We start from the raw sequence: 16602 nt of genomic DNA on the forward strand, positions 1-16602 counted from the left end.
GGTACATGACGGAGGCGCGTTGCATGATCCGCGATGCCGCGCGCGAGTTCACGATGAAAGAGGTGCTGCCGGTTGCCAATGCACTGGACGGCCCGGATGGGGAGATCCCGATGTCGCTGCGCGACAAGATGGCCGAGATGGGCTACTTCGGCATCACGATCCCGGAGGAGTACGGCGGCTTGGGCCTTGGCATCTTCGAGTATTGCCTGATCTGCGAGCAGCTGTCGCGCGGCTGGATGTCGGTGGCGTCGATCGTCGCCCGTGCGCAGGGCGGCTGGATCATGAAATCGATGCCCGAGGCCATGCGGCGGGAATACCTGCCGCGGGTGGTGCGCGGGGAATTCCTCAATGCCAGCGCGCTGTCCGAGCCGGATACCGGTTCCGACCTGGCGTCGATTTCCTGCCGCGCGGTGCTGGACGGCGACGAATGGGTGCTGACCGGCAACAAGTACTGGTGCACCTTTGCCGACGGCGCCGACTACCTGATCGTGTTCGCGCGGACGTCCGCGCCGCCATCGCCCGACAAGCGCTGGGAAGGCATTTCATGCTTCATGATCGAGAAGCAGCGAGGGGGGTTCCCGCCGGGCATGACCGGCTCGCCGATCCCCAAGATCGGGTATTTCGGCTGGAAGACCTTCGAGCTGGCACTCGACGGCGTGCGCGTGCCGAAACGCAACCTGATGGGTCCGGAGGGCAAGGCCTTCCTGCTGATGGCCAAAGGGCTGGAGGGTGCCCGCGCGCATACCGCCGCCCGTGCGATCGGCCTGGCGCAGGGCGCGATGGAAGACGCGATCGCCTATTCCCTGGAGCGCCGCCAGTTCGGTATGCCGATCGCCGAGTATCAGGCGATCCGCTTCAAGATCGCGACCATGGCCACCGAGATCGAGGCCGCGCGGCAACTGCTCTACTTCGTCTGCAATGAGATCGACGGCGGGCGCCGCTGCGACAAGGAGGCCTCGATGGTGAAGTACTTCGCCTCGGAGATGGCCGAGCGCGTGACCTCGTCAGCGCTGCAGATCTTCGGCGGCGCTGGCTATACCAAGCTGTTTGCGGTGGAGCGCTACTGGCGCGACGCACGCCTCACCAAGATTTTCGAAGGCACTTCCGAGATCCAGCAACGCATCATCGCCAACAGCCTGCTTGGCAAGTCCGAGGTCGAGGGCATGATCGCCAGCCGCGCATTCGGCGGGCAGGTCCGACAGTCGAAGGAGGCGGCATGAAACTTTGCGCACTCACCAGCCCCGACGGGTACTTCGAGCACTTCGAGCCCGGCATGCTGATCCGCCATGCGCGCGGCAAGACCGTGACCGAGATGGACAACGTCATGCTGACCAACATGGTCATGAATACGGCCGAAGGGCATTTCAACGAAGACGCGATGCGACATGCCGCCGGCGGCATCTTCGCGCAGCGCGTGGTCTTTGGCGGGATCAACCTGTCGATGGTGCTTGGGCTTGCGGCGCAGGACACGGCCGAGCACTGCCTGAGCGAACTGGCGCTGGACAAGATCCGCCTATCGCATCCGGTCTTCCATGGCGACACGCTCTACGCCTTCACCGAGGTGCTGGGCAAGGAGGATGCCGACCGCGAGGATGCCGGCATCGTTCGCTTCCGCCACTACGGCGTGAACCAAAACGACAAGCTGTGCGTGCAGGCGGAGCGGACTGCGCTGATCAAGCGCGAGAGCCATTGGGGCGGGCGATGAGCGCGGATGGCAGCGCAGATGGCCGCCCCAGGGGCGCGCTCGACGGCATGGTGGTGCTCGACCTGACCCAGATGTTGGCCGGCCCGTATTGCTCGATGATGCTTGCTGACCAAGGCGCGCGCGTGATCAAGATCGAGCCGCCCGGAGGCGACCAGACCCGGCGCAACGGTCCGCACCTCGAGGGCGCGTTGCGGATGGAGTCGGGCGGGTTCGGCGGCTACTTCGGCTCCATCAATCGCAACAAGGAATCGCTGGTGCTGGACCTGAAGCAGCCGGCGGGTCGCGCGGCCTTGCTGAAGCTGGTGCGCAGTGCCGATGTGCTGGTCGAAAACTACCGCGCAGGCGTGATGGAGCGCTTCGGCCTTGGCTACGAACGGCTCGCCGAGGAGAACCCCAGGCTGGTGTACGCGGCACTGCGCGGTTTCGGCGACCCGCGCAGCGGGGAGAGCGCCTACGCCAGTTGGCCCGCCTACGATCCCGTCGCGCAGGCAATGGGCGGCATCATGGGGATTACCGGCCCGCAGCGCGGCGGCGCGCCGACCAAGATCGGCCCGGGCGTCGGCGACATCGTGCCGGCCATGTTTCTGGCGTACGGCATCGCGGCGGCGTGCTGGCATGCCCAGCGCACCGGCCGCGGCCAGTTCGTGGATGTGGCCATGGTCGATGCCGTGCTGGCCGTATGCGAGCGCATGGTGTTTCAGTACAGCGCTTCGGCGCAGGCGCCGGGGCCCGAGGGCAACGGCCACCCGCTGCTGTGCCCGTTCGGGCTGTTTCCGGCTAGCGACGGCTTTATCAGCCTGGGGGTACCTAATGACCGCTTCTGGCGCCTGCTGCTGGAGCGGATGGGCCATCCGCCATGGGCCGACGATCCGCGCTTTGCCACCAATGAGCTGCGCGTGCGGCACCGTGCCGAGGTGGAGCAGGCGGTCGCCGCCTGGACCGTGCGCCACACCAAGCGCGCGCTTGCCGGGATGCTGGGCGGCGAGGTGCCATTCGGCCCGGTGTTCGATGCGGCCGACATCTTCGCCGATCCGCATTTCCGCATCCGCGGGATGCTGGTCGAAGCCGAGCAGCCAGGCTCGGCGCGCGCACTGACCATTGCGGGCAGTCCGGTGCGCATGAGCGCCACGCCCGGAGGCGTATGGCATCGGGCCCCCATGACCGGCGAGCACACCGACCGTACCCTGGCCGACCTCGGCTTCGATGCTGCCGAGATCGCCGCGCTGCGCGTGGACGGCGTGGTGCAGTAGGCGGTGGGGCCACGCCGGGACGACTGAAAGACAACACTAGTACAACAATCAGGAGACAACTTCATGCAGGAACGAACTAAGCGGCTGCGCCGTTGCCAGCTGTCCGTACCCGGCTCGAGCGAGAAGATGATGGCCAAGGCCGCGGGCATGGGCGTGGACTTCGTCTTCCTTGACCTGGAGGACGCGGTCGCGCCGAGCGAAAAGCGCCCGGCGCGGCGCAAGATCGTCGACGCGCTCAACGGGCTGGACTGGGGACGCACCACGCGCTGCGTGCGCATCAACGACCTGACCACCGAGTATGCCTATGAGGACATCATCGAAGTGGTGGAGGGTGCCGGCCGCAATCTCGATGTCATCATGCTGCCGAAGGCCATGTCGGCGGCAGATGTGCAGTTTGTCGACAAGCTGTTGTCGATGATGGAGAAGAAGCTTGGCCTGCGCCACCGCATCGCCATCGACGTGCTGATCGAAGAGGTGGAGGCAATGATGAACGTCGAGGCCATTGCCGCGTCGACGCCGCGGCTGGAATGCCTGATCTTCGGCATGGGCGACTATTCGGCCAGCCAGGGCGTATCCATGCGCGACATTGGCGGCAGCGGCGGCTATCCGGGCGACATCTGGCACTACCAGCGCCAGCGGCTGACGATCGCCGCGCGCGCGCACCGGCTCGATGCCGTCGATGGTCCGTTCGCCGACTTCCGCAGCCCCGACGCGTTCCGCGAGGAAGCCCGCCGCGCCATGATTCTAGGCATGGTCGGCAAGTGGGCCATCCATCCGTCGCAAGTCGAACTTGCGCAGGACGTCTTCTCGCCCGCTGCCGCCGACGTGGCGCGCGCCCGCGACATGATGCGCGCCTATGACGAAGCCCTGTCGAAAGGACTAGGCGCCGTCCAGTACGAGGGCAAGATGATCGACATCGCCTCGGTCCGTATCGTCAGGAACATGGTGCAGCGTGCCGACCTGATCGGCATGTAGGGCCATGTAGTGACATGCCGCGCCGGCCGTTGCGCATCGCGACGGCCACCCGGGCGCCCGCGAGCCATCGCGGGCGCAGGCTTGAAGCATTCCGGAGAATACCCATGCGTTCCTCTCTTCGTCCGGGCAACGACTTGCCCGTGGATACCATCGACCTTCGCCGGCGTCGAGTGCTGGGCGCCGCGGCGGGGGCTGCTGCATTGCCCTGGCTGCTGCCGCGCCATGCGCTTGCCAACGACTGGCCCTCACGCCCGATCCGGATCATTGCGGCGCAGGCGCCGGGCTCTTCCAACGACAGCACCGCGCGCGCATTCGCGGAGTTTTTCTCCGCCAAGCTGAAGGTGCCTGTGGTGGTGGAAAACAAGCCCGGCGGCATCGGCATGATCGCCGCGGAGGCCGTGGCCCGGGCAAAGCCCGACGGATGCACGCTGCTGTGCACCTTGCACAGCCAGCTGGCGCAGGCGCCGGTGTTGCTCAAGAAGCCGCCGATCGATCCGTCGCGCGAGCTCACGCCGGTGGCGTCAATGAGTACCGGCGTCGGCGTGATGGTGGCGACCAAGGCGCTGCCGGCCGGTACATTCAAGGAACTGATCGCGCTGGCGCAGAAGCGGCCAGTCAGCGTGGGCAACTACGGCATCGGCTCGGGCTGGCAATTGATGGTGGCGCAACTGAAGAAGCTGACCGGAGCCCAGCTGGATATCATCAACTACAAGGGCACCGGCGCGATGATCGGCGACCTGCTGGCTGGGCACATCGACATCGGCGCCGGCTCGCTGCTCGGCATGTCAGGGGGACTGGGGTCCGGCGGGCTCAAGCCGCTGCTGGTCATTTCCGGCCCGCGTTCCGCGAAGCTGCCCGGCATACCGACTTGGGCGGATGAAGGCATCTCTGACCCGGTATTCAGCAACCTGGCCGAGTGCAACATGCTGCTGGGACCTGCCGGACTGCCTGCCGGCATCGTCTTAACGCTTGCCACGCTGGTACGGCAGTCGGTTACCGAATCCGAGGCGGTCAAGAACGTGCGGGAGCAATTGGGAAGCCAGGACACGCCTCTGACGGGTGAAGCACTGCAACAGTTCATCGGGCGTACATGGCCGACCTACCAGGCCATGACCAGGACGGTAGGGCTCAAAATGGAGTGATGGCCGCGTTGAAATCGGGCGCGCTCATGGCGCGTTACCGGTCTTTCGTTTGCGCAGCTGCGGCGCGTTCGCAGGCATGGTGTTTTCTGGTGGCTCAACTGGGAGCGGACATGCCCACTATCGTCAAGCGGTGGCTCATGCGGCCAAGATGGACAAAATTGCGGCTAGGGGACTTCAAATCCGCATTGAAGAATAGGCATGCAACAGCAAGTGCGTCCTGCGCGGAGACAGCTGACGATTTAATCGAAGCCATCGAGCAACCCCTGACTCTTGGCCCTACGTGCTCGGCGCGACCTTCAGCGCGGCGGACATCCATCTCGGTGCCTCGCTGGCATGGGTGGGGCGATTCGGCCCGCCCCGCTCCGCATCAGCGGGAGCCCGCGCATCCAGGACTACGTCAATCGGGATCACCGCGCGCGACGCGTTCGTGCGCGCGGCGCAGGCCCAGTGAGACGCGGCAAGTCCTGCGGCCTCAGTCCAGCGCAATCTTTGCCTTGCTGATCACCTCGCCCCAGCGCCGCGTCTCAAAGCGCACCAGGTTGGCATAGTCGGCACTGGTGCCGGGCAGCGGGATCGCCCCTTGGGCAGCGAGGCTGTCGGCAGTGGACTTCTCTTTCGCGATCTTGTTGATCTGGAGCGACAGCTTGTCGATCACAGCCTTGGGCGTTCCCGCTGGCGCCAGCACGCCGGACCAGGAGTCGACCACGAAGTCAGGGACGCCAGCTTCCGCCATGGTCGGCACGTCCGGCAGCGAAGCGGCCCGTCGCGCGCTCGCGACCGCGAGGGCGCGCATCTTCCCGCTCTGGATGTGCGGCAAGACGTTAGGCAAGTTCACGAACATCAGGTCGATCTGCCCCGACAGGAGGTCGACTGTCGCAGGGCCCGCGCCCTTGAACGGAACATGCTCGAAATTGGTGCCGGTCTTGTGCTGGAAGAGTTCGCCGACCATTTGGTTGACGCTACCGTTGCCGGCGGAGCCCATGAACAGTGTCTTGCCGCCTGATTTGGAATAGGCGATGAACTCCTTGACGGTTTTCGCCGGCACCTTGTTCGAGACCACGAGCACGTTTGGCACGGCCGCGAACAGCGCCACCTGGACAAAGTCCTTGTTCGGGTCGTAGGGCAGCTTCTTGTAGATGAGCTGGTGGATGGACTGGTGGCTTGATGACGCGAGCAGGAGCGTATAGCCGTCAGCCGGTGACTTGGCAACCACGTCCGCCCCCAACGTGCCGCCCGCGCCGGGCTTGTTCTCCACAATGACCTGCAGGCCCAGGGTCTCCGAGAGACGCTGTGCCAGCACACGGCCGATGAGGTTCACGGTGCCTCCCGCCGCGAACGGGACGATGAGGCGAATCGGCTTGTCCGGGTACGCGGCGGAGGCGCCCGGGGCAACGCAAGCGGCGGTAAGCGCCGCAATCAGGAACTTGGCGATGAGCTTCATGGTTCGTTGACGATGGAAAGATGGTTGGTGGATCAGGCGGCTGCCAATGCGGCGATGTCACGCTTCATCCGATTGCGCGCTGCATCGAGGCGCGCTCGCGTGGAGTTCACCGTAGCCAGCAAGGTGTCAACGTGGCCGCGCTGGCGCTGGATGGCGAGGGTGACCTCCGATGGCGCCGGGCCGCCGTTGCCGCGCGCGTTGACGCTCTCGACGGGATCCAGATACTGCCGCAACTTGTGCTCGGGCCATTCGATTTCCCGCCCGATCACGTCCACCGCGGCACGGTCCAGCATGGCACTGGTCAGCTCGCCTGCGGATCGGCCGGAGTCGAGTGCCATGCGCACCAGTCCGCCCACAACGTGGTGAGCGTCCCGGAACGACAGGCCTGCCTCGGCCACAAGCCCATCGGCCAGGTCCGTCGCCACGGAAAAGTCGAGGCTGGCGCGCTGCAGCATGCTCGGCAGCCTCGGCTCCACGCTGCCTAGGATCAGCTCGAACAGGGACAGACAGCGCGCGGTTTCCTCGCTGCACTCCCAGAAGCTGCGGATGCTCTCCCGGCTGCTGTCACCGGTGTGCGTGAAGTGCGTTCCCTTGACGGTAACCAGGGACGTCGTCAACAGGCCAACAATATGGGCGCTCTTGCCACGCAAGTATTCCAGCACGGCGGGATTCTTCTTCTGCGGCATGATGCTCGAGGTACTTGCCACCCGGTCGGGAAAGGCAACGAGGCCGAACTCGGGCGTGGACCACACGTAGAAGTCCTGTGCGACCCGGCCCCACGTCAGCGCGATGATAGCCAGGGCGGACATCGCCTCCCAGGCGAAGTCGCGGGACGCCACCGCATCCAGAGTGTTGTGCACCAGCGAGCCGAAGCCAAGCCCGTCCGCCGTGACTTGCCTGTCGATCGGGAAACGCGTGCCGGCCAGTGCTCCTGCACCCAGCGGCATGGCGTCGATCCGAGGCAATGCCGCATGGAGCCGGTCCATATCCCGGCCCAGGGCCTCGGACACGGCGCTCAGGTAAAAGCCGAAGGTGATCGGCTGCGCAGGCTGCAGGTGCGTGTATCCCGGCATGACGGCATCGGCGAATTCGCTGGCGCGCTGGAGCGCCACCTTGCGCAGCCTGCCCAGCGCCTCGATGGTGTCGAGAACGATGGTGCGGGCGCGCATCCGGTCAATGGTGGCCGCAATGTCGTTCCTGCTGCGCGCCATGTGCAGCCGCCCGCCGATGTCCCGGCTGGTCACCGTCATCAGCCTGGCTTCGTAGTTGAAATAGGGGTCTTCCTTGGCGGGATCGAGGGTCACCGCGCCCGGGCCTTCATTCTCCATCTGCTGCAGGCCGCTGGCCAGCTTCCTGGCGATCTCCGGTGACACCAGGCCGGTCTTGTGCAGCATGAGCAGGTGTGCCTGGTTCACCTCGGTGAGGTAGGCGAATTGCCTGGTGAAGTCACGCGCAAGACGCGGACCGTAAATGTGCTCGCAGATTTCTTTTGCGAGCGGCTCCTTGAGCCGGCGGCTGACTTTCGATTCCATGGTTTCCGATACGTTCTGTGGTGAATTGAGTATCGGACGGTGCTGGCATACCGGTCAAATGACAGCTTTGGCCGTCGGCATGCATTTTTGATATGGGGGTCCTGAAGAGGCGTTACCATTGCGGGCATGAACTTCAAGCAGATCGAGACCTTCAGGGCCGTCATGCTGACTGGCTCCATGACAGTCGCAGCAAAGCAGCTGCATACGTCCCAACCCAACGTGAGCCGTGTCATCGGCAAGCTCGAAGCGGAGCTCGGCTTCGAGTTGTTCGACAGGCTGCCCGGACGTGTCGTGGCGACCAAAGGGGCCGAGGCGCTGTTCAAGGAAGTGGAGCGCGCCTTCGTAGGGCTGGACAGCCTGGGCGAATCGGCGCGGGCCATCCGCGACGCCGGCGTCGGAACGCTGCGTGTGGCGGCTGCCGCGTCGATATCGCTTAGCGTGATCCCCCTGGCGGTCCGGGTGTTCAGCGAGAAGTACCCCTTGGTCCGCATTGTTCTGGACACCAGTGAGTCCCACGTCATCGCGAACTGGATCGCCACCCAGCACTGCGACATCGGTTTCGTCTCCAACATTGCCGATAAGCCGGGGGTCGTGGCGTCCGTCATACATACCGAAAGCGCGGTTTGTGTCGTGCCGGCGCGACACCCGCTGGCGAGGAAGAAGCGGCTCGTTCCGGAGGATCTGACCGGCGAGCGCTTCATTTCCCTCCCCGGCGGCAGCATGTCAAGGTGCGCAATCGATGCCGTGTTTAGCGACGGGGCGCGGATCATGGCGCTCGAAACTCCCTTTGCGGCGACGATCTGCAGGATGGTCAGCGAAGGCCTGGGGGTAAGCCTGGTGAATCCCATCGTCAGCCGGACGATGAAGTTCCCGGGCGTCGTGGCAATCCCATTCAAGCCGGAAATCCCGTTCAGGAGCTACATGCTGCGCGCGAAACTGGCGCCACGCAACACGCACGTCAATGACTTTGTCGCCTGCATGCGAGCCGCCTTCAAGTCCATGTGACAGGGCCAGCGGGCGGCTTTTCAGTCCACCCCGCCACCGGGCAGAGTTGGGAAGTTTGGTAGCCCCGCTGCCGCGCCGCTTCAATTCTTGAATTGATCACCGATAGAAACACGATGTTGTCCGCGTCAGCCTTCTCAAGGAAGGGCACGCTTCTGGTCCAGATCTTTGTTGCTCGTAGCGTCGGTAACGACGATGCCATACGTGATTTCAGTATCGGGATACTCCTTCATGGGACTTTCCATATCGACTGTGCCGGTTTATCGGATCTTTCCGGTGCGATCGCAATTCAACGGAAGCCGCACGCCCCCGTGCGGGCAAAAGCTTTCGGACATGGGCCTCGTCGTCACGGACACTAGCCGGGCGCCTTGGACTACGGCAACGGCACGTTGGCTTTGAAGAGTTCCTTTACCAGTTTGATGAAGTCCTCAACAACCTTGGAACGCGGTTGATGGGATGGCAAGACCATGGAGAAATGAAACTGCACAGCCGGCAACAACGGGCGCCAAACTACCCCTGGATCCCGCACTCTGCGAGCGGTAAAGGGATCAACTACGGTCAGTCCCAGCCCGCCCGCCACCAGACTGCACGCCACGTGGCCAAGGGACGTGTCCACCGAACGTTTGCATGTCACGCCCGCGGCTTCGAGTTCCATCTCCAACCGTATGCGCACCGAGCTATTGCGGCTCAGGGAGATAAGTGGCTCGTCCTGAAGCTCGGTGATCTTTATTGACTTCTTACGCGCCAAGGCGTGACCCCGAGGGAGCACGCACACCGCGGCGACACTGGGGAGAGGGAAAACATCTACACCGGGATACTCGTCGCCCAACATCTGGACAAATCCGATGTCAATTTGGTGCGCAGCGGCGAGCTTCAGAACGCCTAGAGAGTTTCGGACGTCCAGCGAGATGGCTAAATCAGGTCGTGAGAGGGAAAACTGCCTGACGCCCTCGCTGAGCAAGCTCAATCCCAAGGTGTGCATTGTCGCAATGCGGAGGGTACCGATGCGAGCCGATTTCAGGTCCTGCGCCACTCGCTCGATCTGCTCCATGCCCTGATAGAACCGGTCCACTTCACGGAACAGTCGTTGGGCTTCCGCTCCCGGGATGAGGCGATTGCCTTCCCGCCGAAACAGACGAATCTCTAATCTCTTCTCGAGATCCTTAATGAGCGCGCTCACTGCGGGCTGCGTGATCTTCAGAAGCTCTGCCGCAACCGTCATGCTGCCGGACACCATGACACTACGGAAGGCTTCTAGTTGGCGGGGGTTCAGTTGCATGGGGAGCGAGGAGAAGGCTTTCTCTGAAGCGTAATCAACGTGACAAGGTGCTGCAAGCATAAGATCTATTTATGCGCGTCCAACCTCGGCTGGGGTTGTTTGGCAATACCGCCGAGAGTCAGAATTTCGTCACGCGTCAGGGGTGGGCAGAAGCCGCACTCACCTTGGCTGCCCATGACAGACTTTCGCGCAAACCAGTTTCGCGCTTCCTAAGATCTCGCTCCATGAAGACGTCGTTCGAGCCAGCATTTCGCCACGTCGGTGGTTGCTGGTAGAGCTTTGCCGTCTCGCTCTGGGTTAGTTCGGATCGTCTGTTCTGTTCAACACTTGTTCAATGGAGCGATTCAGTGAATCTTCAGAAGACCCTGCTTGCCGCATTCGCCGCCGGTATTTTTACTATCGGCGCCGGCCATGCGCAGGAGCCAAAGCCTGCTGTAGTCGTCTATGCCACGGGTGGCACCATCGCCGGCGCGTCTAAGAGCAACACGGATACAACGACGTACAAAGCTGCATCGCTTGGCGTGCAGGCATTGCTTGAAGCGGTGCCTGAGCTGGCGCAAGTTGCCAAAGTTAGCGGGGAACAGATCGCAAATGTTGGCAGTAACGCAATCGACCAAGCTATCCTTTTGCGTTTGGCACATGCCATTAATATTCGATTGGCCGAGCCGTCGGTTCATGGTGCTGTAGTGACCCACGGGACCGACACTCTGGAAGAAACGGCCTTCTTCCTGGATCTCACCACCGCGAGTCCCAAGCCCGTCGTAGTCGTCGGATCAATGAGGCCGGCCACCGCGATCAGCGCCGACGGTCCTATGAATCTGCTTCAAGCCGTTACTTTGGCCGCCAGCAAAGATGCAGAGAACCGCGGCGTTCTCATTGCGCTGAACGACAGAATCGGTTCGGCCTACTACACGACCAAGACGAATACCACTGCCGTCGATACCTTCCGCGCTACAGAGCAGGGCTACTTAGGCATGTTCATTGGGACAGTACCCAAGTTTTACTACTCCGCAGCCACACCAGTCCATAAGCCTCATTTCAATGTCGAGGGCGTGAACTCGTTCCCCAAGGTTTCGATTGTCTACATGCACGAAGATCAGGATAACGAACAGATCGAAGCGGCAATTCGTGCCGGCGCGAAGGGGATTGTCATTGCCGGCACGGGCAATGGTTCCGTCCCGCCCGACGTTAAGAAGAGAATTCTGGAGTTGACCGAGCAAGGATTTCCCGTTGTGCGTTCAACGCGGACTGGCAGCGGCTTCGCGACCAAGAAGATGGAAGGAATCGGTTCCGGTGCCTTGAACCCACAGAAGTCCAGAATCCTACTGATGCTCGCACTATCCCAGAGTAGCGACTTGCCGACGATCCGTCGGTATTTCGAAGAGTAGGCACATCATCCTTGGTATGACGGTAGAGTTGGCCGTCGTGGCGATTGGATGCGATGCCGCGCCTGCGTGGCCTCATGCCGAGCATCCGACCTGAATAAGGACGACCTTTCTGGTGTACCGCGGACGTCGGCGGGGGTTACCGGCCACACCTATATAGCCTACGGTCCGCTGGCCCCCGGCGCCACGCAAATCGGCTCATGGTACGAGATCAATTACACGCCCTGGGCACAGAATATGCTCCGCATCAAGCGCATGCTTAAGCAAGCGCATCAGTGCCAGCGCCTCCGGGGTGCGGGAATAACAAAGGAATGGCTTCTTGTGCGTCCCGATCCCGTGTTCAGCCGAGATGCTGCCGTCGAATTCGCGCACCTTGGGGTAAAGCAACTCGCTGATCTCATCCTCGGGAAAATCCTCGGGCGTCGCGCCACGCAGATAGACACTGACGTGCAGGTTGCTGTCGCCGACATGACCGAAGTTGACCAGTTCGGCGTGCGGCCAGCGCGCCAGCACGGCGGTACGCAGGCTCTCGGAAAAGCGTCCGATCTGGCCGATCGGCACGCTCACGTCGTAGGCGGCGTTGGGCGCCCACATCACCGGAAACTCGGCGACCGCGTCGCGCAGTTTCCAGAAACTTGCGGCTTCCTTCTCGCTGGCTGCCACCGCGGCGTCGGTGATTAGGCCGGCTTCCATTGCGGCTTCCAGCATCGACTCGAACGCCGCGCCATCCTGGCCGGCGTCATTGCCTTGCAGATCGAGCAGCACGTAGAACGGCGCGCCCGCCGGCAACGGGGCGCGTACACCGGGCACGCGCGTGGTCACGAGTTCATAGAAGTCGGCCCACATCGCTTCAAACGCGGACACGCGTCCGGATAGCCGGCGCTGCGCGTGGCGCAGCAGCGCGACCACGTCGTCATAGCTGCGCAGCGCGCACAAGGCCGTCTGCGTACAACCGGGCAGCGGCGCGAGGCGAAGCACCGCACGCGTGATCACGCCCAGCGTGCCTTCACTGCCGATGAACAGCTGGCGCAGGTCGTAGCCGGCATTGTTCTTCTGCATCTTGTTGAGCGAACTGACCACGGTGCCGTCTGCCAGCACCGCTTCGAGCCCGAGCACCTGGTCGCGCATCATGCCGTAGCGGATCACCCGGTTGCCGCCCGCATTGGTGGCGATATTGCCGCCGATCTGGCAGCTGCCGCGCGCACCGAGATCCACCGGAAACAGCCAGTCCGCCGCGCGTGCGGCATCCTGCGCTGCCTGCAGCGTCGTGCCAGCCATCACGGTCATGGTGCCGGCCTGCGTATCGATTTCCTCCACGCCGCGCATGCGCTCCAGCGACAGTACCAGTTCGCCCCCCGCGGGCGTGGCCGCACCCGCCAGGCCGGTCAGGCCGCCTTGCGGAACGACGGCTTGCCTGTAGCGGTTGCAGATGGCCAGTACCGCCGATACTTCCGCCGTGCTGCGCGGCCGGGCCACGGCGATCGGCGGCAGCGGGTCCAGCGGCACATACCAGTCCTTGCGGAAGCGGGTCTCGATGGCATCGCCGGTCTGCAAGCCGGCGGGGTCGAGGACGGCGGCCAGTTCGGCCAGCAGGGCGGAGGTGTCGTGCGCGGGTGCCATGTGGGGTGTTTCCGTTTGCGTGTAGGGAGAGGTAGAAGGCGGGCAAGGGCAGCGGCACATGCTAGGCAAGCGGGCGCCCGATGGTAAGGGCCAATCGGTGCCGGCAAGGTGGCACCACCAGTGCCACCAGCGCAATCAGGCGCCGCTCCAGGCTTCGCTGTTGATTCGTGCGCGGAACTCGCGCGGCGGCTGGCGCGTGCGGGCCAGGTGTTCCATGGCGGGTTCGATGACTTCGGCCAGTTTGTGGAACGCCGGGCCGATTTCGTCTTCGGGCACGCAGGCGTAGCCCAGCAGCAGACCCTGGCGCGCATGCACTTCATCGGCGTAGTAGCGCGACAGCGGCCGTGCCGACAGGCCCTGCGTGCGTGCCGCCATGCTGATGCCGAGGTCATCCGCGCCCGGCGGCAGGTGCATCACCAGGTGCAGGCCGGCCTCGTGCGTGGAGGTCGGCCAGTCGCGGCCGAAGCGCGCGGCAATGGCTTCGCGCAGCAGGCCCTGGCGCTGCGCATAGCGCTGGCGCATGCGGCGCAGGTGGGTGGCGTAGTGCCCTTCCTCGATAAAGTCGGCCAGCACCGCCTGCTGCATCAGTTGGCCTTCCCGGAACAGCTCCGATAGCCCGGTGGCGAAATGCGGTGCCAGCGGCTTGGGCAGCACCATGAAACCCATGCGCAGGCCGGGGAAGAGCGTCTTGGAAAACGTGCCCATGTAGATCACGCGGTCATGCTGGTCCAGGCCCTGCAGCGACGCAAGCGGGCGGCCCTCGAAGCGGAACTCGCTGTCGTAGTCGTCTTCGACGATCCACGCACCGCGCTGGCGTGCGTACTCGAGCAGCATGCGCCGACGCGTCAGGCTCATGACCGTGCCAAGCGGATATTGATGGGACGGCGTGGCAAAGATGAAGCGCGGCGGATTCTGCAGCGTGGCGGCGTCGGGCGCGATGCCTTCGTCGTCCACGGGGATCGGGATCACGTCCACGCCGGCATTGGTCAGCAGGCTTCGCGTGCCCCAGTACCCCGGGTCTTCCATCCACGCCTTGTCGCCCGGATCGGCGAGCAGTCGCGCGATCAGGTCGATGGCCTGGTGGATGCCGGTGGTCAGGATGATCTGCTCCGGCTCGCAGCGCACCGCCCGCGCGAGCCGCAGATGCTCGGCGAGCACGCGACGCAGCGGCATATAGCCGCCATGGTGGGCGTAGGTCAGCAATTCCGGGCGCGGATTGCGCCAGTGCTTGTTCAGTAGCCTGGCCCAGACGGCATGGGGGAACAGCGAGACATCGGGTACACCCGCCATGAAGGCGCCCCACTGGCGGTCTGACGCACCAGCGTTGGCGACAAGGTGCATGCCACGTCGTGACAGATCAAAGCGGTTTGTGCTTTGCTGCACCGCAGGCACTGGCATGGTGCCATTCCGCGCGCCGCCCTTGTGCAATGCACTATGGTCGGGAAAAGTCTGCGACACAAAGGTGCCACTTCCTGTCGAGGCCGTGACGTATCCCTCCGCGAGCAATTGCTCGTATGCATAGAGAACGGTATTGCGGGAAACCCTTAGTTCCTTGGCAAGTAGTCGCGATGCCGGCAGCTTGCAACCTGCTGGCATAGAACCAGCAAGGATTTCCTGTCGGATGATTTCGTAGAGCTGGCGGTTCATATGCGCGCCGTTGCCCTCCGCCTTGGCGCCTGCCGTACGTTCCAGACGCTGCAGCAGCAGCTCGGACAGAATGACTTCTTTCAAAGTGGCTCCAGCAAGTGACCGGAATATGGATCTATGTATGGTACCAACGATCGTTTAATTTTCCATCTATGGGTTGCGCCGGTCGGCGCCCCACGTGTCCCCTCGCCAGCCCCCACACGCCAGGAGTATTCATGTCAGGTTCCGATTCCTTCGCGGCTCACGCGTACTCGCAGCAGGCAGCGGTGCCAACCACCGACGAACTCTCCGGCGCCGTGCGCGCGCTCTTGCCCTATATGGTCGAGACGCTGTCGGGCTTCGTGGCGGCCCGGAGCCCGTCGGGCGAAGAGCAGCCCGCCGCCGATTTCATCGAAGCGGCGCTGGCTGACCTGGGCCTGTCTTCCGAGCGCATCGCACTGCGTACCGAAGACATCCGGGACTTGCCAATGTACTCGCCGGCCTGCTGTCCCGACGGCGGCCGCTATAACCTGCTGGCCACGCACCGGCCCAGCCGCAAGGGCGGCCGGTCGGTGCTGTTCAACGGCCATCTCGACGTGGTGCCGACCGGGCCCGAATCGATGTGGAGCCAGTCGCCGTTCGAGCCGGTGGTCCGGGACGGATGGCTCTACGGGCGTGGTGCCGGCGACATGAAGGGCGGCATCGTCTGCGCGCTGGCCGCGTTCAAGGCGCTCGCCAGCCTGGGCCTGCGCCCGGCCGGTGCGGTAGGCTTCAATGCCGTGCTCGAAGAGGAGAACACCGGCAATGGCGCGCTGGCCACGGTCGCGGCGCTTCGCAGCGCAGTTGGCGCGGGCAAGCTGGCTTCGTTCGACACCGTGATCATTCCCGAGCCGCTCGGTGAAAGCCTGATGAGCGCACAGGTGGGCGTGTTCTGGATGTTCATCGAACTGACCGGCAAGCCCGCCCATGCCGCGTACATGACCACAGGTGTCAATCCTGTCGAGGCTGGCATCGCCGTGATGGAGAACCTGCGCCAGCTTGAGGCCGAATGGAACCGCCCGGAGCACCGTCCGGCGGTATACCGCGATCACGCCCATCCGATCAATTTCAACCTGGGCCAGATCCAGGGTGGCGAGTGGAACTCGTCGGTGCCGTGCACATGCACGCTGGGCGTGCGCATCGGCTTCTTCCCCAGCATGGATATCAACGAGGCCAAGGCCACGGTCGAAGCGCGCATCCGCGCGACCGTGGAACGCCTGGCCAGCAATCTCGAACTGCGCATCCGCTATGAGGGCTTTCACGCCCCGGGGTGCGAATTCGATCTCGATGTGCCCAGCATGCAGGCGCTGGGCGAAGCGCACCGCAAGGTCAACGGCGAGCCGATCCGCCGCGAGGCGACCACGGCGACCACCGATGCCCGGCATTTCCGCATCGGGCTGGAAACGCCCGTGACTTGCTATGGCCCGCAGGCTCGCAATATCCACGGCATCGACGAATCGGTGTCGCTGGAGAGCATGGTGCGCGTGACCACGACGCTGGCCCAGTTCCTGGTGGACTGGTGCGGCGTGGAACCGGCCGGCGACGCAGCCTGAAGAAGCCGCGCGCAAGCACAACCGGCATTGCCATCCCGATGTCCACACCAAAC

13 protein-coding genes are annotated in these 16602 nt (G+C 63.9%); 8 read left to right on the top strand and 5 right to left on the bottom strand.

All coding sequences use genetic code 11. From position 1 onward, the window contains the following. The first annotated feature begins 5 nt into the window (after nt 1-5). The 5 genes from ACOCMH_RS23500 (at nt 6) to ACOCMH_RS23520 (ending at nt 5072) form a co-directional block, all read left to right on the top strand. Complete coding sequence (locus ACOCMH_RS23500) at nt 6-1220, top strand: acyl-CoA dehydrogenase family protein (RefSeq protein ID WP_427313247.1); 1215 nt, start codon at nt 6-8, stop codon at nt 1218-1220. Further along, nucleotides 1217-1705 (top strand): MaoC family dehydratase, encoded by a 489-nt coding sequence (locus ACOCMH_RS23505; RefSeq protein ID WP_427313248.1) that lies wholly within the window; start codon nt 1217-1219, stop codon nt 1703-1705. Before ACOCMH_RS23500 ends, ACOCMH_RS23505 begins: the two co-directional genes overlap by 4 nt. After that, complete coding sequence (locus tag ACOCMH_RS23510) at nt 1702-2955, top strand: CaiB/BaiF CoA transferase family protein (protein WP_427313249.1); 1254 nt, start codon at nt 1702-1704, stop codon at nt 2953-2955. The genes ACOCMH_RS23505 and ACOCMH_RS23510 overlap by 4 nt, the downstream gene beginning before the upstream one ends. Before the next feature lie 63 nt (nt 2956-3018). Further along, a complete protein-coding gene (locus tag ACOCMH_RS23515; protein ID WP_427313250.1) occupies nt 3019-3930 on the top strand; it encodes an HpcH/HpaI aldolase/citrate lyase family protein in 912 nt (303 codons plus the stop codon). Between the two features lie 14 nt (nt 3931-3944). Continuing rightward, nucleotides 3945-5072, top strand: coding sequence for a Bug family tripartite tricarboxylate transporter substrate binding protein (locus tag ACOCMH_RS23520; RefSeq protein WP_427313251.1), 1128 nt, complete (start codon nt 3945-3947; stop codon nt 5070-5072). A 472-nt stretch (nt 5073-5544) separates the two neighbouring features. Here ACOCMH_RS23520 and ACOCMH_RS23525 read toward each other — a convergent pair whose 3' ends face one another. Then, complete coding sequence (locus tag ACOCMH_RS23525) at nt 5545-6513, bottom strand: Bug family tripartite tricarboxylate transporter substrate binding protein (protein WP_427313252.1); 969 nt, start codon at nt 6511-6513, stop codon at nt 5545-5547. Nucleotides 6514-6545: 32 nt separating this feature from the next. Further along, a complete protein-coding gene (gene argH, locus ACOCMH_RS23530; protein ID WP_427313254.1) occupies nt 6546-8045 on the bottom strand; it encodes an argininosuccinate lyase in 1500 nt (499 codons plus the stop codon). Between the two features lie 126 nt (nt 8046-8171). Here argH and ACOCMH_RS23535 point away from each other — a divergent pair, with 126 nt between their 5' ends. Further along, entirely contained in the window at nt 8172-9050 is an 879-nt protein-coding gene (locus ACOCMH_RS23535) for a LysR substrate-binding domain-containing protein (RefSeq protein ID WP_427313256.1), read from the top strand. 370 nt (nt 9051-9420) lie between these two features. Here the strand turns inward: ACOCMH_RS23535 and ACOCMH_RS23540 are convergent, their stop codons facing one another. Continuing rightward, nucleotides 9421-10326, bottom strand: a complete 906-nt coding sequence (locus tag ACOCMH_RS23540; protein ID WP_427313257.1) for a LysR substrate-binding domain-containing protein — start codon at nt 10324-10326, stop codon at nt 9421-9423. Nucleotides 10327-10673: 347 nt separating this feature from the next. On the opposite strand from ACOCMH_RS23540, the gene ACOCMH_RS23545 reads away from it, so the two are divergent. Continuing rightward, nucleotides 10674-11714 carry an asparaginase gene (locus ACOCMH_RS23545; protein WP_427313258.1) on the top strand — a complete coding sequence of 347 codons (1041 nt, stop codon included), beginning with the start codon at nt 10674-10676 and terminating at the stop codon, nt 11712-11714. Nucleotides 11715-11909: 195 nt separating this feature from the next. Here ACOCMH_RS23545 and ACOCMH_RS23550 read toward each other — a convergent pair whose 3' ends face one another. Both ACOCMH_RS23550 and ACOCMH_RS23555 read right to left on the bottom strand, forming a co-directional pair. Further along, nucleotides 11910-13331: an FAD-binding oxidoreductase gene (locus ACOCMH_RS23550; protein WP_427313259.1), complete on the bottom strand. Its 1422-nt coding sequence runs from the start codon at nt 13329-13331 to the stop codon at nt 11910-11912. Between the two features lie 135 nt (nt 13332-13466). After that, nucleotides 13467-15062 (bottom strand): PLP-dependent aminotransferase family protein, encoded by a 1596-nt coding sequence (locus tag ACOCMH_RS23555; RefSeq protein ID WP_427313260.1) that lies wholly within the window; start codon nt 15060-15062, stop codon nt 13467-13469. 131 nt (nt 15063-15193) lie between these two features. Here ACOCMH_RS23555 and ACOCMH_RS23560 point away from each other — a divergent pair, with 131 nt between their 5' ends. After that, nucleotides 15194-16549: an ArgE/DapE family deacylase gene (locus ACOCMH_RS23560; RefSeq protein WP_427313261.1), complete on the top strand. Its 1356-nt coding sequence runs from the start codon at nt 15194-15196 to the stop codon at nt 16547-16549. Nucleotides 16550-16602: the final 53 nt, after the last annotated feature.

This window comes from Cupriavidus sp. H39 (assembly GCF_050271075.1).
In the GTDB taxonomy this organism is placed as follows: Bacteria; Pseudomonadota; Gammaproteobacteria; order Burkholderiales; family Burkholderiaceae; genus Cupriavidus; species Cupriavidus necator_B.